This window comes from Bacillus sp. FSL P2-0069 (assembly GCF_038593315.1).
Taxonomy (GTDB): domain Bacteria; phylum Bacillota; class Bacilli; order Bacillales; family Bacillaceae; genus Bacillus; species Bacillus safensis.
Genome location: NZ_CP151984.1, coordinates 3,420,588 through 3,445,855, shown reverse-complemented (window position 1 = coordinate 3,445,855; position 25,268 = coordinate 3,420,588). Strand labels below are relative to the sequence as shown.

The window sequence follows — 25,268 nt, the reverse complement described above, 5'->3', positions numbered from 1 at the left end:
TCACCATTTGAAACGTCTTTTTCATCTAAAGGCAGCCATTCTGCTCGTTTTATTCAGTTTGTTGACTGCGTTTCAGATTCCTCAAGGAACAGCTCAAGCGGCATCATTCGTTGATGGTGAATACACAGTTGGATTCACCGTTTTAAAAAATGGCAGCACAGAAGCGTCCATGATGGATACCTATACAGAAAAGCCAGCTAAGCTGATTGTGGAAAATGGCAAGAAAACAGCCTATGTCACACTGAAGCAAAGCAAAGAAATAACAGATTTCAAGGTCGAACAAAATGGTGCTCTCGTTACCACTGAAACGGTCAGTGAGGACGAAACAGCCAATACACGTGTGATCAAATTTAATGTCGACGACTTATCAGCGAAATTAAACGGCTGGGTGAAAATTTACTGGGATTTAGGCGGCTTTATTTATGACGAAGCATATGACGTACAGCTTGCATTCGATCAAAGCAGCCTCACACTCGTTACGCCTGCAAAACCAGATGATAACGAAACAAAACCGGATGACCAAAACGGTACAAAACCAGATGATAACGAAACAAAACCGGATGACCAAAACGGTACAAAGCCAGACGATAACGAAACAAAACCGGATGATCAAAATGGTACAAAGCCAGACGATCAACCGACAAAACCAGGTAATAACAATGGCACAAAACCAGATGATTCCGCGCAAAATCAATTAAAAGATGGCGTATATCGTATCAATTACAGTGTACTAAAAGGGGATACGGATGAGGCATCTCGAATGAGTGATTACTTCTCACACCCTGCATCCTTAACTGTCAAAAATGGAAAGCAAACCATTTCCTTTACGGTGAAGGACCATAAGTCTGTCGCTTCTTTGAAAACAGAGAAAGACGGTTCTTATCAAGAAGCCAAAACAGTCAGCAAGGATGAAGCAAAAAACACAAGAGTGGTTTCATTTGATGTAGATGATTTGAAAAAAGCGGTAAAAGGAAAAGTACACATTGTAGTAGCAGTTGCTAACTATGACCAAACCTACGATATTCGTTTTCAATTTGATTCAACAAGTATCGCTCCAGTGAAGGACGGGCAGGTGGTAGAGGAAGAAACACCAGCTGCACCAGAAACACCAAAACCAAACACACCAACAACAGAAACAAATAACGGCGGAGCAAATCAAGAGACGGCTCAGCTAAAAGATGGTGTATACAAGCTTCCTTTCTCAATGAAGAAAGCAGACAAGGATGAGCTTTCTCGTATGAACGATTACGTCGTGAGTCCTGCGACACTGGTTGTAAAAAATGGCCGCCATTTCGTTTCATATACAGTGAAGAACAGCTCAGCGATCACGTCATTCCAAGTAGGAACAGGCGGAAAGTTTGAGGAGACACTTGTCGCGAAGACAGATCAAAAAGCAGATACACGCGTCATTCAATATGAAGCAAAAAGTTTAAGTGGAGCTCAGGCTGCACGCGTAAAAATTGATATTCCAGCTGCGAACTACCATGAGCAGTACGATGTCAAACTCGTCTATGACACAAAAGGAATCGCTCTCGGTGAGGGAAGCGGAATTTCAACGGTCATTGGAGACGATGAGAGTATCGGCTTTATCAAAAATCCAAATGATCACGATTCTCAAACGAATCAACTTGAGAATGCAGTACCTGAGGAAACGGGTGCGGAGCAGATGACATTTACGCCATCAGATGATCAAACCAAATCTGAGTCTGGACAGCTGAATCCGAAAACGGGAGATACCTCTCTTCTTTGGATGTATATTCTTTTGTTCGGCGGGTCGTTATTCGTACTCGTCAGAAAATATCAAACACGGACAAGATAGACTGTTTATTTTATGTGAGATGCGCCATTTATGCTGGCGCATCCACTCTCTTTTTTCGAAAGGAGGCTTCTATTTTTGAAGCATCGAATGTTATGTACCTTGATCGCTGCCTTCAGTGTGTGCATGATCTTATCGGGCTGCTCACAGTCAGCTGAAAGCTCAGCAAAAGGCAAAAAAAGCGCTGAATCAAGTGAGCGCATTGTAGCAACGACTGTAGCTGCTGCGGAGATCATGGATGCTTTAGAGGTGGATCTTGTCGGGGTGCCAACAAGTCAAAAATCCTTGCCAGCTCGTTACAAAGGACTGCCGGAAGTCGGTAACCCAATGAGCCCGGACATGGAAATCATCCAATCACTTCAACCGACAGATGTCCTGTCTGTCACAACCCTTCAATATGATTTAGAGACACCCTTTCAGCAAGCAGGTGTCCCTGCCACATACCTAAATCTCGAGAGCATGGCTGACATGGAGAAGGCCATCACGAAGCTTGGAGATCAGTATGACAGAAAGAAGCAGGCTGAACGCATTGTGTCTGAGTTTGAGCAAAAAAAGAAAGACATTCAAGAGAGGACGAAAGGAAAAAGCAAGCCGTCCGTTCTGGTTTTGCTTGGTGTGCCAGGCAGTTATTTGGTGGCGACAGAGAATTCATATATTGGTGATCTTGTGCGTATCGCAGGAGGAAAGAATATTGTCAAAGGCGAGAAAATGGAGTATTTGGCATCCAATACGGAGTATTTACAAAAAGCCAATCCAGATATCATTCTCCGGGCCGCACATGGGATGCCAGACGAAGTCGTCCAAATGTTTGATCAAGAATTCAAAACAAATGACATCTGGAAACATTTCAATGCGGTCAAACAAGACCGGGTGTATGACCTCGAAGAAAGCTTATTCGGGACAACAGGCAATTTAAAGGCAACAGAAGCATTAGATGAATTGACTCGTATGTTGTATCCGTCATAAGCGGCGAATCTTAATGATAAAAGGACGTTCAAGATGAAAAAAACAGGGATTTTATTTCTGATAGTCAGTCTCTTACTGGTCTGCGTATTTATTTATTCAGCCATTACTGGGAGCATTCATGTCACCCCATTTGAATTATTAGAAGGGCTCATCACCGGTCAACATGCACAGGTAGAAATCATTAAAGATTTGAGAATTCCCCGCATGCTTATCGCGATGTTTACAGGGGCCGCCTTATCTGTCTCCGGTGTACTGCTGCAGTCGGTCATGAGGAATCCGTTAGCTGATGCCGGCGTCATTGGCATTTCATCAGGAGCCAGCTTCTTTTCATTAATGGCGATTACAGCGCTTCCTCAATTTTATTTCTACTCTCCTTTATTTTCGGTTTTAGGCGGGGCTATTGCGTGTTTCCTCGTGTACGTTCTGTCTTGGAAGGGTGGTTTAAGCCCGATCCGCATGATCTTGGTTGGGATCGCCATCAATGCCATGTTTACTGGGATGGCTGAAGCATTTGTGACCATTTGCAGCTATTTCAATATCACAATTAATCAGTCAGGGCAGTCGAATCTCACGATGAAAACGTGGGGAGATGTCCGTTTAATCGGTATCTATGGTGTCGCCGGCCTTGTCGTTGCACTCTTCTTCAGCAGATGGTGCAACCTCCTGGCTCTTCAGGACAAGACAGCGAAAAATTTAGGATTGCGTGTGACCAGAATGCGCCTTTTGATTTCCATCACAGCCGTTTTACTTGCGGCGGTGACAGCTGCAGTAGCGGGCGTGATAGCCTTTGTCGGCTTGCTCATTCCGCATATTTCAAGAAGACTCGTCGGCTCGGATCACCGGGTACTGATTCCATTTTCTGCGTTAAGCGGGGCTTTGCTTATTTTAACGGCTGATACGCTTGGCAGGACGCTTGTGGCGCCAAATGAGATTCCAGCTTCTACGATCATGGCCGTGATTGGCGGGCCGTTTCTGATCTTTTTATTAAGAAGGGGGGACCGTCTCCATGGACATTCGTGAGGTGTCATTCTCATATGATCAGCAGAAGGACATTGTTCAATCGGTCACAACACAGATTGAAAAGGGGAAAATTACAACCATTATCGGTCCAAATGGCTCGGGAAAATCCACACTGCTTTCCTTAATGGCGAATAATCATTGTCCAAATAAAGGGCAAATTCACTTAGACGGGCAAACGCTGAATACGTTCAAGCCAAAGGAGCTGGCAAAAAAGCTCGCTGTCGTCCATCAGCAAAATGAAGCGCCGCTTGATTTAACGATCGAACGGGTCGTGGCATTCGGCAGAACGCCGTACCAGACGATGCGCGGAGGAGACAAGAAAGAGGATGAGAGAGCAATAGAGTGGGCGCTGTCCAGTACAAAGCTAACGGAAAAACGAAAGGTGCCGCTCGCCTCACTGTCAGGTGGAGAGCGGCAGCGTGTATGGATTGCGATGGCGCTTGCGCAAAAAACACCAATCCTTTTCTTAGATGAACCGACAACTTATTTGGATATTTACTATCAATTTGACATTCTTGAGCTGATCCGTGAGCTGAATGCCATGCATGGATTAACCATTGTCATGGTGCTGCACGACATGAATCAGGCTGTCCGCTACAGCGATATCATCATAGCGATGAAGGATGGACAGATCATCAGTGAAGGACAGCCAAACGATGTGTTAACAGAGGAAAACGTGCGGCACATTTATGATGTGTCTGTCACGATTAGACAGGATGCAGAAACAGGGATGTATATTGTGCCTGTTGGTATATAAGCTGTGCAAAAAGCAGGTGAGACAGTGTGAAACGAGGAAAACGGCTCTGGCAGCGGATGCTGACGATTGTTTGTTTAGGAGTGTTTATTTATAGCGGTACAGCCATCGGCTTCGAACTTTTCGGTTATTATCAAAATCGCCAGGTGCTTGCAAAGGCCCAAACGATGTATGGACATCAAGAAGAAATGACTGAAAAACGGGAGCCGGGAAAGATCCGTTCGTCATTTGATGAGCTGCGGAAGGTGAATGAGGACATTGTCGGCTGGATCAATATGAAGGACACGATGATTCAGTATCCGATCGTTCAATCTCGCGATAATGCATTCTACTTAACTCGCAATTATTTAAAAAACGACACCCGGGCAGGCAGTATCTTTATGGATTATCGTAATGATGTCCTGCATGAAAGCCCAAATACAGTCGTGTACGGCCATCGGATGAGGGATGGATCCATGTTCGCTGGACTCACAAACTATCTAAAAAAAGATTTCTTCCAAGAGCACCGGACATTTCAGTACGATACGCTGTATCAAAGCTATGAAGCGGAGATTTTTGCTGTGTATGAAACGACGGTGGACTTCGACTATATTCAAACCGATTTTCAAGATCTTGGCGAATATGCGCACTACTTGCAAGCTGTGCGGAAGAAATCAATCTATCAAACGAAGACAGACGTGTCCACAGATGACCTCATCCTCACCTTATCGACCTGTGATCATGTGCTTGCACCTAAAAACGGGCGTCTCGTGGTACAGGCAAAGCTAAAGAAAGTTTACTAGAAAAGGAGAGACAGGCGGTTGAAATTTTCACATGTGATCTTGGCGGGACTCGTCTTGATGCTTCTCCTCGGGGGATGCAGTCAGGCAGCACCTGTAGAGAATGGAAGCGGGCAAGGAGCGCTGAAGATAAAGGATTTTACCGGAAGAACGCTGTCGTTTGATGAACCCCCTCAGCGTATCGTCGCTTTGTCGTCTGGGGACATGAGTATTGTGTATGCTTTAGGCGGTGAGGTGGTCGGCCGGCCAACTGCCGAGTTACCAGACAGCTTACAAAAGGCAAAGTCCGTACAAACGATTGGCACAACGCATCAATTTGATGTAGAGCTGATCACAAGCTTAAAGCCTGATGTTGTGCTTGGAAATGAACAGTTAAACAGCAAGGACATCTCTACAATAGAAGGAATTGGTTCACAGCTTCTTTTGACAAGCGCCAATTCAGTGAAGGACATCCAGCGTCAAATGACGTTATTTGGGGAGTTACTTGGGAAACAGCAACAGGCTAAAGCACTCAATGATCAAATTGAAGAGCGGAAAAAGCAGGTCAAGCAGCCTGAGAAAAAAGTGAAAACACTCGTTGTGTACGGTGCACCCGGCACATATATGGCGGCGCTTCCTCAATCCTTAAGCGGAGATTTACTGCATATCGCAGGGGGTGCAAACATCGCTGAGAATGAACCGGCACTCGAAAAATTCCCTCAATATGCCCAAATCAATGCAGAAAAGGTGATCGAAGCCGATCCTGATCTCATTCTGCTCATGACACACAGCAATCCTGAAGATGTGAAAGCAGGTTTTATGAGTGAAATGAAACAGAATGCAGCATGGCACGATGTATCTGCTGTCAAGAATGGCCGCGTGGAGGTTCTGCCTAGTGATCTATTCGGGACGAATCCAGGCGCAGACGTCATAAAGGCGATTGATGAACTAGAGAAGAGATTGAAGCGATTGTCATCATGAAGATGAATGCAGAGTTAGATTTTCAAAAAAGACAGTCGAGACGAAGATGGCTGATACCGGGACTGCTTCTTTCGCTAGGTGTGGGCATTTGTTTAGGGCTTGCCTTAGGTTCTGTTCAATTATCGCTGCAAGATTTGATCGCTGCTTTGACGGGATCAGGCCAGCCAGTCCATGAAAAAATCGTCATGGATTTACGTCTGCCTCGCGTTCTCATAGGTTTCATCGTCGGGGCCTGTCTCGCAGCATCAGGGGCCATTTTACAAGGAGTCGTCCGAAATCCACTCGCTGACCCCGGGATCATCGGTGTGACCGCCGGCGGCGGGTTAGCTGCTGTACTCAGCATGATTGTGTTTCCGCAATTCACTTATCTGCTTCCAGCGGCTGCCTTCCTAGGGGCTTTATTAGCGGCACTTGTTGTGTATATGTTGTCGTTTGATCAAGGAGTTTCACCACTGAAATTGATTCTGGCGGGTGTGGCAGTTAATGCCCTGCTTGGTGCGGTCATGAATGGATTTATGGTGCTTTATAGTGAGCGTGTGCAGGCTGTTCTGCCTTTTTTATCAGGAGGATTAAATGGACGGAGCTGGCATCACCTGAGCTTTGTGTCACCTTATGCGATTGCTGGATTGTGTCTTTGTTTTTTTGCGATCAAGCCGGCAAATCTTCTTTTGCTTGGTGATGAGTCAGCACAGCTGCTCGGCCTTAGAGTCGAGCGAACCCGATTTTTCTTAATTGCACTGGCGGCGCTTTTGGCGGGTGCAGCTGTAAGCGTGAGCGGTTTAATTGGATTTGTCGGTCTTGTCGTCCCTCATTTTATCCGCCTTTTAATTGGAGATGACTACCGGTACCTGCTGCCGATCTCAATGCTTGGCGGCGGCGTACTTGTGGTCTTTGCTGATACAGCAGCACGGGTATGGTTTACACCGGTTGAACTGCCTGTTGGTATCCTGCTTGCCTGTATCGGTGCACCTTTCTTCCTCTATTTATTAAAAAAGAAAGGGAGGGGTTAAGTTGGATGTGATTGCGATGGATGACGTGAGTCTCAGTCAAGGAGGCTTTCGGCTGTCGTCTATATCAGCAGCTGTGCCTAAAGGAAGTGTAACAGGCATTATTGGACCGAATGGGTCAGGGAAGTCGACGTTTATTAAAGCAGCCGCACGTCTTACGTCGATTGAAAGCGGCATGATTTATATTCACGATATCCCGCAAAAAGAAATGACAGCACAGGAGATTGCACAGGAAATCGCCGTTCTGATGCAGACGAGAACGGCGATCCCATCGATGACAGTACGTGAGCTGGTCGCACTTGGACGCAGTCCGCATCGTTCGATCTGGAAAAAGAGCTCGAAGACAGATCAGGAAGCGGTAGAGTGGGCGCTTGATGTGACAAATAGCCGCGTGAATGAAAACAGGATGCTGCATACATTGTCAGGCGGAGAAAGGCAAAAGGCGTATATTGCAATGGCACTGGCTCAGAAGACAGAAACGATTATTCTGGATGAGCCTACCACTTACTTAGATATTGCGCACCAACTTGATTTATTAGAGCTGCTCAAACAGCTGAATGAAACACATGGAATCACCATTTTAATGGTACTTCATGACCTGCAGCAGGCAGCAAAATATTGTGACCGCCTGATTGCGATGAAGCGTGGTCAGGTTTACCAAATAGGGACACCAAAGGAAGTATTAACAGAAAACTTTTTCAAAGAGGTCTTTGGGATTCAGGCAGAGGTTCACCTAGATGGAGAGCATCCGCTCATTATCCCAATCGCTTCGATCCAACAACAAAAGGGAGATGAACCAAACATGATCATTGTAAACAACCAGGTTAGAGTAGAAAAAGGCAGTGCAGACCACCTTGTTAAGCGTTTTAACAAGCAGGGACAAGTAGAATTCATGGAAGGATTTTTAGGCATGGAAGTCTGGGTCACGCAGCAGACAACTGATTACGATGAGGTGACCATTCATACCCGCTGGAATCGAAAAGAAGACTTTGTGAACTGGACAAAATCTCAGGCATTTGGAGATGCACACGCTCACGGAAAAGCGAAACCTGAAGGCCTATTAAAAAACAAAATTACGTACTATGAAGTCCAAGTGACAAGACCTGCTTTACAGAAAAAAGCCTAAAAAGAAACACAGCGCTGCGGCCCACATGCAGCGCTGTTTTTTTGCGATTTTTTATTTTCCGTCACATATTTTTGACAAAGTATTCAAACAACTGACACAATACCATCCAATTTTTAGGTAAAATTTACTTTATTTTTGAAGCGTATGGGTGTAAAGTACAGGTATAAATAACTAACCGAATGAAAATCAAGAGTAAAATTTCACCGAGTGAACCATTTCAAATGGACTTTTATTTGTGAAACATTGAACAAATGGTGAATATTTTGTGAAGTGGTGAGCATGAATCGTTCGGCATGTGAAAGTAAGGGAGGATGTAAGGCTGTGAGTGAGCTGTTTTTAGCAAGATTTCAATTTGCTTCAACGACATTATTTCATTTTATTTTTGTTCCTATGTCAATAGGTTTGGTGTTTATCGTCGCATTGATGCAGACCCTTTATGTCGTCAAGAAAAAAGACATCTATAAAAAGATGGCGAAGTTTTGGGGTCACCTGTTCTTACTTAACTTTGCAGTAGGTGTGGTAACAGGGATTCTGCAGGAATTCCAGTTTGGGATGAACTGGTCAGATTATTCAAGGTTTGTCGGTGATGTCTTTGGTGCACCGCTTGCCATTGAAGCACTTTTGGCCTTTTTCCTTGAATCTACATTTATTGGACTTTGGATATTCGGCTGGGATCGTCTGCCGAAGAAGATTCATTTATTGTGCATTTGGCTTGTTTCCCTTGGTACGATCTTTTCGGCATTTTGGATTTTACTCGCTAACTCATTTATGCAGGAGCCAGTTGGATTTGCCATTAAAAATGGCCGTGCAGAAATGAATGATTTTGGCGCTCTTGTGACGAACCCGCAGCTTTGGGTTGAGTTTCCGCACGTTCTATTTGGTGCACTGGCAACAGGAGCTTTCTTTATTGCAGGAGTTAGTGCCTATAAAATGATCAAAAAACAAGAAATCGCCTTTTTCAAAAAGTCATTCCAGATTGCGATGGTCCTCGCTTTAATTTCTGGTTTAGGTGTGGCGTTCTCTGGACATGATCAAGCGAAGCACTTAATGAAATCACAGCCAATGAAGATGGCAGCAAGTGAAGCCCTTTGGAAGGATAGTGGAGATCCAGCAGCTTGGACACTATTTGCCAACATTGACACAAATAAAAAAGAAAACTCTGCGGAGATCAATATTCCGTTTGCTTTAAGTTATTTGGCGTATCAGAAGTTCAGTGGAGATGTTCCAGGCATGCTGACACTTCAAAAAGAATATGAAGCCAAGTTTGGTCCTGGAGACTACATTCCGCCAGTGAAAACAACATTCTGGAGCTTTAGAATCATGGTCGGTGCTGGCATGCTGATGATTTTTGCTAGTATGATTGGCTTATATTTGAGCTTTAGAAAGAAACTAGAAACGAACAAATGGTTTTTACGCTTCATGGTAGGGATGATCGCGTTTCCGTTTATTGCGAACTCAGCCGGCTGGATCATGACTGAAATTGGGCGTCAGCCGTGGACTGTCTTTGGTATGATGACGACAGCTCAATCGATTTCACCGAACGTATCGTATGGCATGCTGTTATTCTCAGTCATTAGCTTTACGGTGATGTATCTGATTCTTGCCATTTTGCTTGCCTACTTATTCATTCGAGAAATTAAAAAAGGTGCACATTCTGAAGAGGATACAGATCAAAAGGATGAAACGGACCTGTCTACAGATCCATTTGATGGAGGCGCATATCATGGTATATCTTAACGAGATTTGGTTTATTCTTGTCGCAGTATTGTTTGTTGGATTTTTCTTCTTAGAAGGATTTGATTTTGGTGTCGGGATGTCCATGCAGCTGCTTGGAAAGGACGCGCACGAGCGCCGCATTTTAATCAATACGATTGGTCCTTTCTGGGATGCGAATGAGGTCTGGCTAATTACAGCTGGCGGCGCTATTTTCGCTGCATTTCCTCACTGGTATGCCACGATGTTCAGCGGATACTATATTCCGTTTGCGGTTCTCCTCTTAGCGCTCATTGGGCGCGGCGTCGCCTTTGAATTCCGAGGGAAGGTTGAGAAAGCCTCTTGGATTAAAGCGTGGGACTGGGTGATCTTCTTTGGCAGTCTGCTTCCGCCGTTTTTGCTCGGTGTGTTATTCACGAGTATTTTACGAGGGATGCCAATTGATCAAGACATGAACATGTACGCTGGATTTACGGACTTTGTGAATCTTTACTCAGTGATCGGCGGGTTAGCTGTGACGGTTCTTTGTCTGCTGCATGGCTTGATTTTCGTCACACTTCGTACAGAGGGTGACTTAAGAGACCGTGCAAGAAAACTAGGCCAGCGTGTCCTGCTCATTGCACTCCCTGTTCTTGTTATATTTGTCGGTGTGTCCATCATTGAAACAGATATTTATACTGTACGCCCGATCATCACCATTCCATTAACTGTGCTGATTGTGGTTTGTTATGTAGCTGCCCTTGTTTTGATGAGAAAAGAACGTGATGGCTGGACATTCTTATTCACAGGCGCAGGCATCATGGTGACGGTGTCCATGCTGTTTACTGCATTGTTCCCGCGCGTCATGATTAGTTCAATCAGTCATTCATTTGATCTCACAATTCAAAACGCTGCATCTGGATCTTATTCACTGACGGTCATGACGATTGTTGCTGTTTCTTTGCTGCCCTTTGTGCTTGGGTATCAAATTTGGAGCTATTACGTCTTCCGTAAACGTGTAAGCGGTAAGGAGCCAATGACCTACTAATGGATAAACGTTTGCTTCAATTAAAAGGAATGAGAGGGCTTCTTGCCCTCTTAGGTATTGTGTCACTCATCCAAGGAGCAAGTATTATTTTCCAAGCACAGTGGCTGGCACATGCCATTACAACGCTGTTTGACGGGAAAAGCCTCTCGCAGGCAACGCCTTATGTCATGCTGTTTCTTGCTGCCTTTGTTGTGCGGCACGGTCTCACCTTGATTCGGGAGAAGGTCATGTTTACCTACTCTTCCCGAATTGGAGCAGACGTCAGAAAGCAGCTGTTAGACCAACTCTTTCGATTAGGGCCTGCCTTCGCAAAGAAAAAAGGGACAGGAAAGCTTGTCACATTAGCAATGGAAGGAATTGCTCAATACCGTCAGTATTTACAGCTGTTTTTGCCGAAAATGGTGAACATGGCAGTGATTCCGGCGGTGGTCCTTATCTATGTGTGGACATTAGATGAAACATCAGCCGTCATTTTAATTGTGACGCTGCCAATTTTAATTATTTTTATGATTTTGCTAGGCCTTGTTGCTCAGCGTAAAGCGGCCAAACAATGGAGATCGTATGAGAAATTATCCAATCATTTTACTGACTCTCTCCGGGGCCTTGAGACGCTGCGTTACTTAGGTATCAGCAAAAAACACTCCCGTAATATTGCGGAGGTGTCAAAGCGATATCGAAAAGCGACCATGAGTACACTGAAGGTCGCCTTTCTGTCATCGTTTGCCCTCGATTTCTTTTCCATGCTATCAATTGCAACCGTCGCTGTTTTTCTTGGCTTACGTTTAATTGAAGGAGAGCTTCTGTTATTGCCGGCTTTGACGGCGCTTATGCTGGCGCCGGAGTATTTTCTGCCGGTACGTGAAGTGGGAAATGATTATCATGCGACGTTAAATGGAAAAGAAGCGAATGAAGCCATGCAGGTCATTTTAGAAGAAAAAGGCTTCCGCGCCCAGGAGACACAATCTGTGCAGCTGAATAAGTGGGATGAACAATCCGTGCTCACCCTGCAGGATGTTTGTGTTCAGCATGATGAACTTGCTCCTTATTCCATTCAGGATGTAGATCTCACTGTCAAAGGGAAGAAAAAAATCGGCATCATTGGTGCCAGTGGTTCAGGGAAATCGACATTAACTGATGTCCTCGGCGGCTTTGTTGAACCGTCTTCGGGTCAAATCACGCTAAACGGCCAGCCGCTTGGTCATTTACAGATGAACGAATGGCAAAAGGAAGTTGTCTATATGCCGCAGCACCCCTATTTATTTCACATGACATTAAGAGAAAACATTCGTTTTTATGAACCAAATGCAACAGAGGAAGAAGTGGAAAGAGCGGTGCATGAAGCTGGCTTATCTCAGCTGGTTACGCAGCTGCCAAACGGACTGGACGAAGTCATTGGAGAACAGGGAAGAGAGTTAAGCGGAGGACAGGCGCAAAGAATTGCGCTTGCTCGAACTGTGCTGGGCCAGCGGTCCATTATGCTGTTAGATGAACCAACGGCGCATCTCGATATTGAAACAGAGTATGAACTGAAGAAAACAATGCTTCCACTGTTTGAACATAAACTTGTGTTCTTAGCGACACACAGACTCCATTGGATGCCGGACATGGATGAAATCATTGTCATGGATCAAGGAACCGTCGCAGAAATGGGGACACATGAATCATTAATGCAAAGAAAAGGCGTGTATTATCAATTGGTACAGGAGCAAATGGGGGCGGTCACACATGGTCAGTAAAGGCTGGTTTATACCTTATATCAAGGAGAATCAAAAGCTGTTTGCCTTGGTTTTATTTTTAGGAGCCATTGCGGTATTCTCTGCTTCTATGCTAATGTACACGTCGGGATTTCTCATTTCAAAGGCTGCGACAAGACCTGAGAATATACTCATGGTCTACGTCCCAATTGTGGCCGTACGTACCTTTGGTATTTCGCGCTCTGCTGCCCGCTACGCAGAAAGGCTGGCAAGCCATCAGCTCATTTTGACAATGATTGAAAAAATGCGTGTACGCCTCTATGACATGGCTGAACGAAGTGCCAAACAGACAAAGCTTGGGACAGGTGAAATGCTTGGTCTCTTGTCAGATGATGTGGAGAGATTGCAGGATGCCTATTTAAAAACCATCTTTCCATCCATCGGTGCACTGCTTTTATATGCCGCATCCATTGGAGCACTTGGCCTTTTCTCATGGCCTTTTGCTGGACTGATGCTGCTTTATATGGCGCTTCTCATATTCGTTTTCCCATACGTCACAGTGCTTGTGAACCGGGCAAGACAAATTCAAATGAAAAAAGGCAGAAATGAACTGTACAGCCATTTAACAGATGCAGTCATGGGCGTTAGTGACTGGCTGTTCAGCGGCAGGCAGAAAGATTTTGTGGATGGATATGAACAAAAAGAAGCGCAGCTGTTAGCGCTTGAAGCAGCGAAACACCGATTTATCCGCGTGCGTCAATTTTTGGCACAGCTCTTGATTGGAGGGGCTGTCGTGCTTGTTGTGTATTGGAGCGGCTCGGTCGTTCAGTCAGGATCCATGTCACACACACTGATTGCAGCCTTTGTACTTGTGCTGTTTCCATTAACAGAAGCCTTTCTTCCGCTGTCAGATGCGGCAGGTGATATTCCCGTCTATCAGCATGCTGTCAGCAGATTACATCATTATGAAAAGCAGTCATATGAAGGAGAAGCTGAGAGCAAGGCAGTGGATCAATCAGCCCTTTCTCACGATGAAGCTGTCTGTTTTGATCAAGTGTCCTTTCGGTATGACACGCATCAATATGTCCTTCAAGACCTGTCCTTTTCTCTGAAGCAAGGGGAATCACTCGCGCTTTTAGGAAAAAGCGGTGCAGGAAAATCGACCATTTTGAAATTGTTAGAAGGGGCAGTTGTTCCAAATCAAGGGACTGTCAGCATTCAAGGAAAACCGGTTCAAAGCATTCAAGAGAAGGTGTCTGCCTATGTATCTGTGCTGAATCAACAGCCATATTTATTCGATACGTCTGTTTTAAACAATATTCGTTTAGGATCTCCAGAGGCAACAGAAGAGCAGGTAAAAGAAGCAGCTAGACAAGTGCAGCTGCATGATGACATCGAGTCTTTGCCAGAAGGTTATCACACAGGTGTTCAGGAGACAGGGGTTCGATTTTCAGGTGGAGAAAGACAGCGTATGGCGTTAGCTCGAATTTTGCTTCAGGACACGCCGGTTGTTGTATTAGATGAACCCACCGTCGGGCTTGATCCACGGAAAGAGCGTGAATTGCTTGAAACCATCTTCCGTGTGTTAAAAGGGAAAACAGTTATTTGGATCACCCATCATCTGACTGGCTGTGAGGCGTGTGACCGCATCATGTTTATTGAAGACGGACGCATTGAGATGCAGGGTCAGCATCAGGAGTTACTAAAAGAAAACAAGCGTTATCAAAAGCTGTATGAAATGGATCGCCCGTTTTCTACAATATAAATGGATGAAATGACAAAAACGTTCGGACAGGAAATCTCTGCCCGAACGTTTTGTGGTTTAAGGGTTTACTTTACCAACACCTGCATTTGATATCACTTCTGATTTCACATTGTTCACGTTAAGCAAAGAGTAGTTATAAGGAGGGTTATACGTACCTGTTGAAGACGTTGGCAGACTGCCTGTGCTGTTAATATACGAGTTGTTGATGACATGCCATGTACCAACTTGACGGCTGTCCCAGCTTCCAATGGCATTTGTGGTGTTTTCAAATACGTTGTGTTCAATTCTCATTTTCGCGCCCATACGTGAGTTAATCGCTGTTGTGAGGATGTTTTTATAATAGTTGTTATAGACATGTCCTTCCCCGAAGCGCATAGACGGTACACGAGAGTTTAGGTTTTCAAAGCGGTTGTTGTGGAACGTAATTTTTCGATTGTAGTTATCGTTATCGGAGCTGCCCATGAGCATTGTTTTCCAGCTGTCATGTACATAGTTCCACGAGAAGGTAATGTAGTCAGAGTCATTTTTTACATCAAATAAACCATCGTAATCATCCTTCCCGGAATTCAATGTGTTGTACAATTCATTATGATCGACCCATATGTTTTTAGAACCGCCTTCGATCCCGATGGCATCCTTGTCACCGATTTTGCTGTGGTGGATTTTCAAGTTGCGGATGATGATGTTATTGGCACGCCATACTTTAATGCCAATTCCATTCAATTCGCCGTTCGTCCCTTTACCGACGATCGAGACATTATTTGTATCTTTCACATCGATTTTATTGGCTGATGTATTAGAAGGGGTAATGGTCCCGTCTACAACAATTTTTAATTTTTCGTTTGTTCCTTTATTTTTGAGGGCAGCCAATAGTTCATTTCCAGTTTTGACTGTGACGGTTTTACCGCCTTCACCGCCTGTTGTGCCGCCATTTAATGTGGAGAAGCCTTGTTGATTAAAGTTGGCCATAATAGAAGGGCTTTCTGGATATTTGGCTGCTGCCTTTGCCTCCCCGTTTGGTGCAAATAATGAAGTGACGAGACCAACAGCTAATACACCGGCTAACATTGGAATTTTTCTTTTCAAACTCAACATCTCCATTCTATTTTATTTTAATGAAAACGTTTCCAAAATAAGCTGTGATTCAACCACTCCTCCTTCCTTCACAAGCATTGCTTCTTTCGGAATGTAGGATGAGCATAGCATGCAAAAAGGTATCATCGGCTAAGGATAGGCGCAGCGTATTCCATGATTTTCTAGGAAGCTAAGCCAATGATTATTTCATTTTCATCTTCATGAGATAAGGACCATTGTCGATAGGTATGAGGATGACATCTTGATTATGGAGAGGAGGCTCTCCGTTTGGTAGAAAATCAAGATGATTATAAACGCATCATTTTGTTAGAGAAGAAGGAATGCCATAATCATTACATAAGAAAAAATTGGATATAAAACGAGAATCATAGAAGGAATGCTAAAAAATAAGGTCTAATTTAAACGATATTGTCATCCGTGTCGTCTTATGAGTAAGAGAAGAAAAGGAAGGAGGGGCGTGCTTGGAGCAGACAGAAGAGACATTATTGATTCAGCGGGCAAAACAGGGAGATGATGCCGCGTTTACAGCCCTTTATCGGCATCATTATTCCTTTCTTTACCGATATATGTTGAAGCTGACCCTTCAACAAGAGCTGGCAGAGGAAATCATGCAAGAAACGATGCTGAAAGCGTATATGAAACTTTCTTCATTTAGAGGAGATGCCTTATTTTCAACCTGGCTTATTTCGATTGCATCTAGGCAATTTTTAGATCACCAGAAGAAAAGAAAACGTGAACAAATGAGAGAAGGAAAAGCGAATCAGGAAGCCATACGCCGCTTTAAATGGGACGTTCAGCAAAAGGGGAACACATGGCATGACATGTGGGATGCTTTAAATGAATTAAAGGCTCAGGAGAGAGCACCGATTATTCTGCACTATTATTATGGATTTACCTACCCAGAAATGGCTTCAATGCTTGGAATGAGAGAAGGCACTGTGAAATCGAGGGTTCATCATGGATTAAAGAAAATTCGAAAGGAGTGGGATTTATGAAGGAAGATCGTTTGACCGAACGTTTAAAAGAAGAGCTGCAGCAGCTAGACGAACAAATTGAAGTGGAAAAGCCAAGTGAGCAGGCTGTCATGATGATGCTGAAACAGGCGAAGGAAAAAGAGAAAAGGCGTTTTAAACAAGAAGTGCTGGCATACGTTTTGATCAGTTTGACCATTCTAGCACTCTTTGCAGCTGCCATTACCCATTTGCCTATCATCTTCATTCTTCTCCAAATAGTGAGCGTCCCCATCTGCTTTGTTGTTGGCTACAAGGAATATCAACATATCAAAGGAGGGTCTTCCGTATGAGTCAGTCGGAAATGATCATCTTATTGTGCGTCTTGCCGTTATTGTTTGCACAGGGCTTTCTTTTATTTATAGATGCAAAGAAAAGAGGGCGTTACAAGTGGTTTTGGGGCATTGTCGGTCTCATTAACTTTCCATCGTCTTCTATTTTATATTGGCTTTGTGTCGTGTTACCTGATCGAAAAAGAGGCGGGAAGCCCCGAAAAGATTGAGTGCATCCGATCAAACTTTTGACCTTTTTTTCAATGGAAAACCAGCTAGAAATTCATCATGATTCATGTATTTGTCAAAGAAAACGGGACGAGAAATATCCGCTCGTTCGTTTCTAGCACATTAGTCATTCCTTGAGCGCTTATTTTTAAAAACAATCGCTGCGGCTGCTTGATCTATCTCAATTCGGCATCATTTTCATCTGTTATCAATATTGATCAGATTTTACAATTGGTGTTAAATTAATCTCAATATGCGTTAGAAAATCTAACAATTAAATGTGTGGAGATATCTACAAGGAGGCAGATGCGACATGTTGACCTTAGATCGAGCAGCACAAACAGCACAAAGCTACATCCACCGTGTGTTAGAAGAGGTGGAAAAACGAAATCCCGGCGAGGAGGAGTTCCAGCAAGCCGTAAAAGAAATTCTGGAATCACTCGTCCCAGTTTTTGCGAAGCATCCAGAGTATGAAAAACAAGGCATTTTAGAACGGCTCATTGAGCCTGAGCGGCTTGTGGTATTTCGAGTGCCATGGGTAGACGATGAGGGCAAAGTACAAGTCAATCGAGGGTTTAGGGTTCAATTTAATAGTGCCATTGGTCCTTATAAAGGAGGTATTCGTTTCCATCCAACCGTCAATGCAAGCATTATCAAGTTTTTAGGGTTTGAACAAATCTTTAAAAACGCACTGACTGGTATGCCGATTGGCGGAGGGAAAGGCGGATCGGATTTTGATCCTAAAGGGAAGTCTGATGGAGAAATCATGCGTTTCGTTCAAAGCTTTATGAGTGAACTCGGCCGATATATTGGACCTGATCAAGATGTGCCAGCAGGTGATATTGGTGTAGGAGCACGCGAAATTGGCTATATGTTCGGACAGTACAAGAAAATGCGCGGTGCTTATGAAGCGGGTGTACTCACGGGGAAAAGCCCTGGATTCGGAGGCAGCTTAGCGAGAAAAGAGGCGACAGGCTACGGACTGGTGTACTTCATGGAGGAAATGCTGAAAGCACATGGGCTCCAATTTGAAGGACGTTCTGTTGTTGTGTCGGGCTCAGGAAATGTGTCTATCTATGCAATGGAAAAAGTAATCGAATTAGGCGGTAAGGTTGTGGCTTGCAGTGATTCAAGCGGAGCGATTTATGATCCTCAAGGGATTTCACTTGAGACGATCAAACAGCTCAAGGAAGTCGAGAATCAGCGGATTGGGGCATACATAGACATTCACCCGCATGCTGAATTAATTGAAGATTGCGAACAAATTTGGTCCGTTCCTTGTGATATTGCGCTGCCATGTGCAACACAAAATGAAATATCAGAGGCGCATGCACAGCAGCTTGTGGCAAATGGTGTCATCGCTGTAGGAGAAGGAGCCAATATGCCATCCACTCTTAAGGCGGTCAAAGTATTTGAAGAGAATCGTATTTTGTTTGCGCCGGCAAAAGCGGCGAATGCTGGCGGTGTAGGTGTATCAGCATTGGAAATGGCACAAAACAGTGCAAGAATATCTTGGACATTTGAAGAAGTAGATGCTCAGCTGAAACAAATGATGCAGTCTATTTATCGTCAGTGTACAGAGACAGCAGACGAATATGGACACTCAGGAAACATCATGGTTGGAGCAAATATTGCAGGATTTCGTAAGGTGGCAGATGCCATGATCGCACAAGGCGTGATTTAACTCCTGCTCTCCCGCACCTGTTTATTTCATGACAAGATGGGGAATCGTCCTTTAAGAATGACAATAAGGAGGCGCGGGAGAAATGAAAAAATGGCTGAAACAAATTGTCAAATGGGCACCTGTGATTTATCCAGTGGTGAGAAAAATATATAAAGAGCGAAAAGCATCTAAACGTCGTAACGTATCAGCCGGATAATCCGGCTTTTTTTTATGCAATCATACAGAGCCTGTGTTGTAAGAAAAAAATAATAGAATCGAATGATCTATTTTCTCCCTCTCTCCGTTAAGTACATAACAAACGGAAAGAGGAGGAAATAAAAGATGAACATGAAGAAAGCAATGTTAACCATTCCACTGAGCGCAGCGTTATTATTCCCAGCGGCTCATATCGCAAGTGCACACGAAGGACATATGCATGGGGAGGCGAAGAAGACGTCTTCGTCACAAGAGGTGTCAAATAAAGCCACAGATCTTCGAGCAGCGCTAGATCAGCTGTTTTCAGAGCATGCCTATTTAGCAGTGATCACAATGCAAAAAGGAATTGACGGCAGTAAAGACTTCGATCAAGCAGCGGCGGCTTTAAATGACAACACGAATGACTTATCAGATGCAATTGCCTCTGTATATGGAAAAAAAGCAGGCAAACAATTCAAGGACATTTGGTCAAGTCATATCGGCTACTTTGTTGACTATGTACAAGCCACAGCGAAAAAAGATAATGCAGGTAAAAAGAAAGCGATGAAGCAGCTTGATCAATATCGAATGAAACAAGCCGATATGCTCGATCAAGCAACAGACGGCAGACTGAAAGCAAGTGAGCTTGAAGAAGGCTTGAAGATGCATGTGAATGAACTGCTAAAAGCGTTTGACAGCTATACTGAAAAGGATTTTGATACGACCTATGAAACGGTTAGAAAATCCATTCATCATATGTTTGAGGTAGGAAAAGGCGTGTCATGGGCCATCACAGATCAATTTCCTGGGAAATTTGATCAAAAGTCAGTGGATACACCAGCAGCGGATCTTCGTGAAGATTTAAACTACTTGTTCTCAGAGCATTTGGTACTCGCGGTAGTTGCCATGCAAAAAGGAAATGATGGCAGTAAGGACTTTAAGCAGGCAGCAGGGGCTTTAAATGAAAACACAAATGATTTATCTGCTGCGATTGCATCTGTTTATGGTAAGGATGCAGGCAAACAATTCAAAGACATTTGGTCAAGCCATATCGGCTATTTAGTTGATTATGTCAAAGCGGATGCATCAGGGAATCAACAAGCAAAAGAAAAGGCTGTCAAAGATTTAGATGCGTATCGAATGAAGCAAGCGAAATTCCTAGATCAAGCGACAGATGGACGTTTAAAGGCAGCTGATTTAGAGGCTGGTTTGAAAACACATATTGATGAGCTGATCAAAACATATACGTCTTACCATAATGGCGAATATGATCAGCTTTATCCGACAGTGAGAGAGGCTTATGGTCATATGTTCATGGTTGGTCAGGATGTCGCAGCAGCGATTGTTGATCAGCATCCTGAGCTGTTCAAATCCAATATGCCTAATGAAATGCCGAAAACAGGTATGGGAGGCACAGCCGGTCCTTTAGGCATGTCCTATGAAGCATTTGCGGGTATGATCGCAAGTTTAATTCTAGCAGGCGGTGCATTTTTCCTCATTCGCCGTAAGGCATCAAATTCTAACTCATAAAGATAGATGGGAACGTGCACAATCGTGCCGTTCCTTTCTTCAAAAGGAGGCCGGCTTAGATGAAGAATTGGCTGCTCAGTATTCTTTCGCTTCTCATCATCACAGGCTGTTCATCACCGTCAATGGATGAATCGTCATCCTCAAAAAACATATCCGTTTCTAAGGAAATGACTACACATCAAGCTGAGAAACAGAACCACTCACACGATACATTAAAAGACGAGCCGTCTGGCATTGTACCAGCTGAAATCGCCATTCCCGCTATTGATGTCAAAGCAAAAGTGGAGAAAACATCTTTATCAAATGATGGCAGTATGGGTGTTCCTCAGGATACAGACAACACCGCTTGGTTTGAAGATGGTCCAAAGCCGGGAGATAAAGGGAATGCCGTCATGAATGGCCATGTAGATAATAAATGGGGGCCATCGGTTTTTTATCGATTAAAGGAGCTAAAAAAGGGAGACAAGGTGGTCGTCACGTCCTCATCAGGGAAAAAGCGAAGCTTTGAAGTCATAAAAGTAAGAAGCTATCCGCGTGAAGAGAAGCCCAATGCGTTTTTTGGATACGCCTTTACACGGAATCTCAATTTAATCACTTGTACAGGGACCTTTGATCATGCAGCAGGTACGCATGAAAAAAGATTGGTTGTCTTTACCGAGCTGATCTCTTCATAAAGAAGGCGGATACACGAAGGTGTACGCCTTTTTTTCGTGGTTTTCGCAAGTATCTTTCAAAAAGATTCATAGGACATTAGATATGGTTAGTTGTATAAATAGGGGCATTTGTCATATAAATGAGTTGGCAATTTTTATTTCTTTTCAGTAGAATATGAGTAATGAAGAGAACTGCAAGCGGATACAACCTGTCCAGACAAGGCAGATTCTCCACCCCTACATAAGGAGGCCGATCTGATGCTGAGTAAAAGACTGGCGCACATCTTAAGTCAGCTCATGGCAGCTGAGACCCCGCTCACCAGCGCTGCACTTTCTGCCAGTTTACAAGTGACAAGCCGCACCATTCGTACAGACATAAAGGAACTGAACGACCGCCTTGCCCCTTACCAAGCGGCTGTAACAGCTGTTAGAGGAGCTGGTTATGAGCTGCTGATCAACGATGAGAATGCCTTTCGCCGTTTTATGAAGGAGGAGGTCGAGCAGGAAGAGCCGCTTGCTGTGCTGCCAGAGGAGCGTGTTCGGTTTATTTTAAAAAGGCTTCTTTTGGCAGAATCCTATGTGAAGCTGGAGGATTTACAGGAGCAGCTGTTTATTAGTAAATCAACGATGAGCAACGATGTGAAATCGGTCAAACGTAAGCTGGAGCCCTTTGATCTGAAGCTGGAAGCGAAGCCTAGCAAAGGCTGCCGAATCAAGGGATCAGAGATGAAAATCCGTTATTGTATGTCAGAATATTTATTCAATGAACGTCGTTCTTATCAAACGATGCTGAACACAGCTGTTACTATTTTGCCAAAGCATGAACTCGAATTGATTCAGAAAACAATGATCAATTATATCAATGAGGAAGGTATGAATCTATCAGACATTTGCATGAATAATTTAATCGTTCATGTCGCCATTGCCTGCAAACGAATTAGACACGGAAACTATGTATCTGTTCTTCCAGAGGAAATCAGCGAAATTCCGCGGGCAAAGGAATATAAGGTCGCTAAAAAAATGGTGGAGCGTCTTGAAGGGCTGCTGGATGTCTCATTTCCACAAGAGGAAATTGTCTATATCACCATTCATTTGCTAGGAACAGCCAAAATGGTACAGTCCTTTTCCTCGAACGGTCAAAAACAAATTGTAGATGATGACACGAGCCGGCTTGTACAGCTCATGCTGAAGGCCATTGATCAAAAACTGCAGCTTGATTTAGCCGGTGATACGGAACTAATGATTGGACTCAGTCTGCACTTAAAGCCTGCCATCAACCGATGTAAATATGGAATGAACTTAAGAAATCCGATGCTTGATGAAATAAAAGCGGGGTATCCCCTTGCTTTTGAAGCGGGGATTATCGCCAGCAGGGTCCTTGAAGAAGAGGAAGGGCTGAGTATTCATGAGAACGAAATCGGATATATGGCGCTTCACTTTGGTGCGGCTTTAGAGCGGAGGAAAATGGAGATCCCGCCGAAGCGGTGTCTTATTGTCTGTGCGTCTGGTGCAGGGAGTGCAAGGCTGCTGCAGGATCGTTTGCGGTCACAATTTGGGTCAAAGCTGACCATTTTAGGAACAGCAGAGCTATATTCGCTGCCGCATGTCTCTTTGCATGCCCTGGATTTGATTATTACAACGATCCCAATTCATATGGATTTACCGGTTCCAGTCATTCAAGTGAACACCATATTGGGAGGCAGTGATTTTTTAAAAATTGAAGAAGCTCTGACGAGTGAAACAAGGGTGACATTGGCCTCTCAATATATGAAAAAGGAATTGGTTTTTACAAAACGCGCCTTTCAAACAAAGGAAGAGGTCATCACCTTTTTAACGCAAAAAGTCATCGATATGGGCTTAGCGCCAGCTGAACTCACACCATCTGTCATGGAAAGAGAAGAGGCTGCCCCAACCTCTTTCGGACATTATACAGCGATTCCGCACCCGATGACGCCGCTGACAGATGAGACGTTTTGGGCGATATGTACATTAGAAAAACCAATCATTTGGGGAGAGAAAAAGGTTCAATTTGTCTGCCTGCTTTGTGTCGAAAAAGAGAATGCCAAAGATTTAAAAGGCATGTACCGCCTGCTGGGAGAGCTTGTGCATAATGTGAAATTCATTCAGCATCTGATCGCCTGTGATACATTTGAAGACATGCTTGATATCATGTATAAAAAGGTTCCTTCGTACAAGAACTAACTGTGTGATATTAACTTTTTCCGCTTCCTAAAGGAAAAAGTATGGGTGTTTATGAAAGCGGTTTCATAATATGATGAAAGTGTAAAGAATAGCTTCACACTTTGAAAAGGGGGCGTTTACACATGAACATCTTATTGGTTTGCGCAGCAGGTATGTCCACAAGCTTACTTGTCACAAAAATGGAGAAAAGCGCACAAGAACAAGGAAAAGAATATCGTATTTGGGCAGTATCAGGAGATTCTGCGAAAAATCATATTGATCAAGCCGATGTGCTTTTATTAGGACCTCAGGTTCGATATTTATTACCACAAATGAAAAAGCTCGGAGAAGAAAAAGGAATCCCAGTAGACGTGATTAATACTGTGCATTATGGCGTTTGTAATGGCGCTGAGGTTTTAAAATCTGCTGAACAGTTAGTGAACGGATAAAGGGGGCGGAGGGGATGAATGGATTCAACCGATTTCTAGAAGAGAAGGTCATGCCGTTTGCAGGGAAGATTGCCGCTCAAAGACATTTACAAGCATTGCGTGACGGAATTGTTTTAACGATGCCTCTCATTATTGTCGGTTCACTGTTTCTCATTTTAGCCAACCTTCCGATTCCAGGATACAGCGATTTTATGGCAAGTATCTTCGGAGCAGAATGGGCCACGAAACTATCCTATCCTGTTAATGCAACCTTTGACATTATGGCACTTGTTGCGACCTTCGGGATTGCTTACAGGCTTGCTGAAAAGTATGCCGTTGATGCGCTATCATCTGGTGCGATCGCTGTTGCGGCTTTCCTTTTGGCTACACCATATCAAGTACCTTTCACACCTGAAGGCTCAACAGAAGCTATCTTAGTTGGCGGGGGAATTCCTGTCACACTGATGGGCAGTAAAGGTTTATTCGTTGCCATGATTATTGCCATGCTTTCAACCGAAATTTACCGCTTCATTGTACAGCGGAACATTGTTATCAAAATGCCTGATGGTGTACCGCCAGCAGTCAGTAAATCGTTTATTGCACTTATTCCAGGTTTTGTGGTCATCACCCTGATCTGGGTCGCTAGACTTGTGATTGAGATGACACCTTTTGAGAGTATTCATAATATCATCACGGTCTTAATTGGCACACCGCTATCGATTCTTGGTGGCAGCTTAGGCGGCAGTATCGTTGCGATGGGTGTGCAAATGCTCCTCTGGGCATGTGGTATTCACGGAGCAACCATTGTCGGCGGCGTCATGGGGCCAATTTGGCTCGGTGCAATGGATGAGAACCGTCTTGCATTCCAAGCAGGAGAAGTACTGCCGAATATTTTCACAGCGCAGTTCTTTGAAATCTTCATCAACGTCGGCGGAAGCGGAGCAACGCTTGCTTTGGTGCTGACCATGATCTTACGCGCCAGAAGTAAACAAATGAAACAGCTTGGCCGCCTTGCCATTGGGCCAGCCATCTTTAACATCAACGAACCAATCATTTTTGGAATGCCGATTGTCATGAACCCAATGCTCCTCATTCCGTTTATCCTTACGCCAATCATGATGATCATCACCACATATATCGGAATGAGCACAGGGCTTGTGGCAAAACCAGCCGGGATTGCTGTCCCATGGACCATGCCGCCAATCATTTCAGGCTATCTCGCCACAGGAGGCAAAATCTCTGGTGCTGTCATGCAGCTGATTAACCTTGCGCTGTCATTTGCTCTATACTACCCATTCTTTAGAATGTGGGATAAGCAGAAATTGAAAGAAGAAAGTGAGCTAGAAACAAAAGCATCAACTGATGAAAATGTCGTCAGCATGTAAT

General features: G+C 44.1%; 23 protein-coding genes. 22 read left to right on the top strand and 1 reads right to left on the bottom strand.

Features of this window, described 5'->3' with window-relative positions; genetic code table 11:
- The first annotated feature begins 7 nt into the window (after window positions 1-7).
- The 12 genes from NSQ34_RS17675 to cydC all read left to right on the top strand — a co-directional run bounded on the left by NSQ34_RS17675 (window position 8) and on the right by cydC (window position 14,627).
- Window positions 8-1,819: an NEAT domain-containing protein gene (locus NSQ34_RS17675; protein ID WP_342500981.1), complete on the top strand. Its 1,812-nt coding sequence runs from the start codon at window positions 8-10 to the stop codon at window positions 1,817-1,819.
- Window positions 1,820-1,894: 75 nt separating this feature from the next.
- Entirely contained in the window at window positions 1,895-2,782 is an 888-nt protein-coding gene (gene isdE, locus NSQ34_RS17670; RefSeq protein ID WP_098677097.1) for a heme ABC transporter substrate-binding protein IsdE, read from the top strand.
- A 33-nt stretch (window positions 2,783-2,815) separates the two neighbouring features.
- On the top strand, window positions 2,816-3,802 hold the full coding sequence (locus tag NSQ34_RS17665; RefSeq protein WP_046312779.1) for an iron ABC transporter permease: 987 nt from the start codon (window positions 2,816-2,818) through the stop codon (window positions 3,800-3,802).
- Complete coding sequence (locus NSQ34_RS17660) at window positions 3,789-4,559, top strand: ABC transporter ATP-binding protein (protein ID WP_061110259.1); 771 nt, start codon at window positions 3,789-3,791, stop codon at window positions 4,557-4,559. Before NSQ34_RS17665 ends, NSQ34_RS17660 begins: the two co-directional genes overlap by 14 nt.
- Before the next feature lie 26 nt (window positions 4,560-4,585).
- Window positions 4,586-5,338 (top strand): class B sortase, encoded by a 753-nt coding sequence (srtB, locus tag NSQ34_RS17655; RefSeq protein WP_041118230.1) that lies wholly within the window; start codon window positions 4,586-4,588, stop codon window positions 5,336-5,338.
- A gap of 18 nt (window positions 5,339-5,356) precedes the next feature.
- On the top strand, window positions 5,357-6,295 hold the full coding sequence (locus NSQ34_RS17650; protein WP_254001485.1) for an ABC transporter substrate-binding protein: 939 nt from the start codon (window positions 5,357-5,359) through the stop codon (window positions 6,293-6,295).
- Window positions 6,292-7,305: an iron ABC transporter permease gene (locus NSQ34_RS17645; protein WP_111926957.1), complete on the top strand. Its 1,014-nt coding sequence runs from the start codon at window positions 6,292-6,294 to the stop codon at window positions 7,303-7,305. The genes NSQ34_RS17650 and NSQ34_RS17645 overlap by 4 nt, the downstream gene beginning before the upstream one ends.
- 1 nt (window position 7,306) lies before the next feature.
- Complete coding sequence (gene isdG / locus NSQ34_RS17640; RefSeq protein WP_034281342.1) at window positions 7,307-8,428, top strand: heme oxygenase; 1,122 nt, start codon at window positions 7,307-7,309, stop codon at window positions 8,426-8,428.
- A gap of 321 nt (window positions 8,429-8,749) precedes the next feature.
- Window positions 8,750-10,165: a cytochrome ubiquinol oxidase subunit I gene (locus tag NSQ34_RS17635; protein WP_041118224.1), complete on the top strand. Its 1,416-nt coding sequence runs from the start codon at window positions 8,750-8,752 to the stop codon at window positions 10,163-10,165.
- Window positions 10,152-11,168 carry a cytochrome d ubiquinol oxidase subunit II gene (gene cydB / locus NSQ34_RS17630; protein WP_070326179.1) on the top strand — a complete coding sequence of 339 codons (1,017 nt, stop codon included), beginning with the start codon at window positions 10,152-10,154 and terminating at the stop codon, window positions 11,166-11,168. Before NSQ34_RS17635 ends, cydB begins: the two co-directional genes overlap by 14 nt.
- Window positions 11,168-12,904 (top strand): thiol reductant ABC exporter subunit CydD, encoded by a 1,737-nt coding sequence (gene cydD, locus NSQ34_RS17625; RefSeq protein WP_098677100.1) that lies wholly within the window; start codon window positions 11,168-11,170, stop codon window positions 12,902-12,904. The genes cydB and cydD overlap by 1 nt, the downstream gene beginning before the upstream one ends.
- Window positions 12,894-14,627, top strand: coding sequence for a thiol reductant ABC exporter subunit CydC (cydC, locus tag NSQ34_RS17620; protein WP_098677101.1), 1,734 nt, complete (start codon window positions 12,894-12,896; stop codon window positions 14,625-14,627). The genes cydD and cydC overlap by 11 nt, the downstream gene beginning before the upstream one ends.
- A gap of 57 nt (window positions 14,628-14,684) precedes the next feature.
- Here cydC and NSQ34_RS17615 read toward each other — a convergent pair whose 3' ends face one another.
- Window positions 14,685-15,722, bottom strand: coding sequence for a pectate lyase (locus NSQ34_RS17615; RefSeq protein ID WP_034281462.1), 1,038 nt, complete (start codon window positions 15,720-15,722; stop codon window positions 14,685-14,687).
- 461 nt (window positions 15,723-16,183) lie between these two features.
- Between NSQ34_RS17615 and sigY the strand changes: the two genes are divergently transcribed.
- The 10 genes from sigY to celB all read left to right on the top strand — a co-directional run bounded on the left by sigY (window position 16,184) and on the right by celB (window position 25,267).
- A complete protein-coding gene (gene sigY / locus NSQ34_RS17610; RefSeq protein WP_034281337.1) occupies window positions 16,184-16,717 on the top strand; it encodes an RNA polymerase sigma factor SigY in 534 nt (177 codons plus the stop codon).
- Complete coding sequence (locus tag NSQ34_RS17605; RefSeq protein ID WP_034281336.1) at window positions 16,714-17,025, top strand: YxlC family protein; 312 nt, start codon at window positions 16,714-16,716, stop codon at window positions 17,023-17,025. Before sigY ends, NSQ34_RS17605 begins: the two co-directional genes overlap by 4 nt.
- The gene (locus tag NSQ34_RS17600) at window positions 17,022-17,234 is read left to right on the top strand and encodes a hypothetical protein (RefSeq protein ID WP_034281335.1); all 213 of its coding nucleotides are present in this window, start codon (window positions 17,022-17,024) and stop codon (window positions 17,232-17,234) included. The genes NSQ34_RS17605 and NSQ34_RS17600 overlap by 4 nt, the downstream gene beginning before the upstream one ends.
- Before the next feature lie 311 nt (window positions 17,235-17,545).
- Window positions 17,546-18,916: an NADP-specific glutamate dehydrogenase gene (gene gdhA, locus NSQ34_RS17595; protein WP_024423873.1), complete on the top strand. Its 1,371-nt coding sequence runs from the start codon at window positions 17,546-17,548 to the stop codon at window positions 18,914-18,916.
- Window positions 18,917-18,998: 82 nt separating this feature from the next.
- Window positions 18,999-19,112 carry a hypothetical protein gene (locus tag NSQ34_RS17590; RefSeq protein WP_223250414.1) on the top strand — a complete coding sequence of 38 codons (114 nt, stop codon included), beginning with the start codon at window positions 18,999-19,001 and terminating at the stop codon, window positions 19,110-19,112.
- A gap of 125 nt (window positions 19,113-19,237) precedes the next feature.
- Window positions 19,238-20,620, top strand: a complete 1,383-nt coding sequence (locus NSQ34_RS17585; RefSeq protein WP_098677102.1) for a copper amine oxidase — start codon at window positions 19,238-19,240, stop codon at window positions 20,618-20,620.
- Between the two features lie 59 nt (window positions 20,621-20,679).
- A complete protein-coding gene (locus NSQ34_RS17580; RefSeq protein ID WP_098677103.1) occupies window positions 20,680-21,294 on the top strand; it encodes a class F sortase in 615 nt (204 codons plus the stop codon).
- 237 nt (window positions 21,295-21,531) lie between these two features.
- Window positions 21,532-23,475: a BglG family transcription antiterminator gene (locus tag NSQ34_RS17575; protein WP_098677104.1), complete on the top strand. Its 1,944-nt coding sequence runs from the start codon at window positions 21,532-21,534 to the stop codon at window positions 23,473-23,475.
- Between the two features lie 122 nt (window positions 23,476-23,597).
- Window positions 23,598-23,903: a PTS sugar transporter subunit IIB gene (locus tag NSQ34_RS17570; protein WP_024423869.1), complete on the top strand. Its 306-nt coding sequence runs from the start codon at window positions 23,598-23,600 to the stop codon at window positions 23,901-23,903.
- Between the two features lie 14 nt (window positions 23,904-23,917).
- Entirely contained in the window at window positions 23,918-25,267 is a 1,350-nt protein-coding gene (celB, locus tag NSQ34_RS17565; RefSeq protein WP_024423868.1) for a PTS cellobiose transporter subunit IIC, read from the top strand.
- The last annotated feature ends 1 nt before the right edge of the window (window position 25,268 follow it).

Excerpts from the sequence above, each read along its gene's own strand:
- NSQ34_RS17585 (WP_098677102.1), top strand. The coding sequence starts at position 19,238 with ATGAACATGAAGAAAGCAATGTTAACCATTCCACTGAGCGCAGCGTTA.
- NSQ34_RS17580 (WP_098677103.1), top strand. The coding sequence starts at position 20,680 with ATGAAGAATTGGCTGCTCAGTATTCTTTCGCTTCTCATCATCACAGGC.
- NSQ34_RS17615 (WP_034281462.1), bottom strand. The coding sequence starts at position 15,722 with ATGTTGAGTTTGAAAAGAAAAATTCCAATGTTAGCCGGTGTATTAGCT.
- cydD (WP_098677100.1), top strand. The coding sequence starts at position 11,168 with ATGGATAAACGTTTGCTTCAATTAAAAGGAATGAGAGGGCTTCTTGCC.
- NSQ34_RS17570 (WP_024423869.1), top strand. The coding sequence starts at position 23,598 with ATGAACATCTTATTGGTTTGCGCAGCAGGTATGTCCACAAGCTTACTT.
- NSQ34_RS17605 (WP_034281336.1), top strand. The coding sequence starts at position 16,714 with ATGAAGGAAGATCGTTTGACCGAACGTTTAAAAGAAGAGCTGCAGCAG.
- NSQ34_RS17645 (WP_111926957.1), top strand. The coding sequence starts at position 6,292 with ATGAAGATGAATGCAGAGTTAGATTTTCAAAAAAGACAGTCGAGACGA.
- NSQ34_RS17600 (WP_034281335.1), top strand. The coding sequence starts at position 17,022 with ATGAGTCAGTCGGAAATGATCATCTTATTGTGCGTCTTGCCGTTATTG.
- cydC (WP_098677101.1), top strand. The coding sequence starts at position 12,894 with ATGGTCAGTAAAGGCTGGTTTATACCTTATATCAAGGAGAATCAAAAG.
- NSQ34_RS17660 (WP_061110259.1), top strand. The coding sequence starts at position 3,789 with ATGGACATTCGTGAGGTGTCATTCTCATATGATCAGCAGAAGGACATT.
- NSQ34_RS17590 (WP_223250414.1), top strand. The coding sequence starts at position 18,999 with ATGAAAAAATGGCTGAAACAAATTGTCAAATGGGCACCTGTGATTTAT.
- NSQ34_RS17665 (WP_046312779.1), top strand. The coding sequence starts at position 2,816 with ATGAAAAAAACAGGGATTTTATTTCTGATAGTCAGTCTCTTACTGGTC.
- gdhA (WP_024423873.1), top strand. The coding sequence starts at position 17,546 with ATGTTGACCTTAGATCGAGCAGCACAAACAGCACAAAGCTACATCCAC.
- cydB (WP_070326179.1), top strand. The coding sequence starts at position 10,152 with ATGGTATATCTTAACGAGATTTGGTTTATTCTTGTCGCAGTATTGTTT.
- celB (WP_024423868.1), top strand. The coding sequence starts at position 23,918 with ATGAATGGATTCAACCGATTTCTAGAAGAGAAGGTCATGCCGTTTGCA.
- NSQ34_RS17575 (WP_098677104.1), top strand. The coding sequence starts at position 21,532 with ATGCTGAGTAAAAGACTGGCGCACATCTTAAGTCAGCTCATGGCAGCT.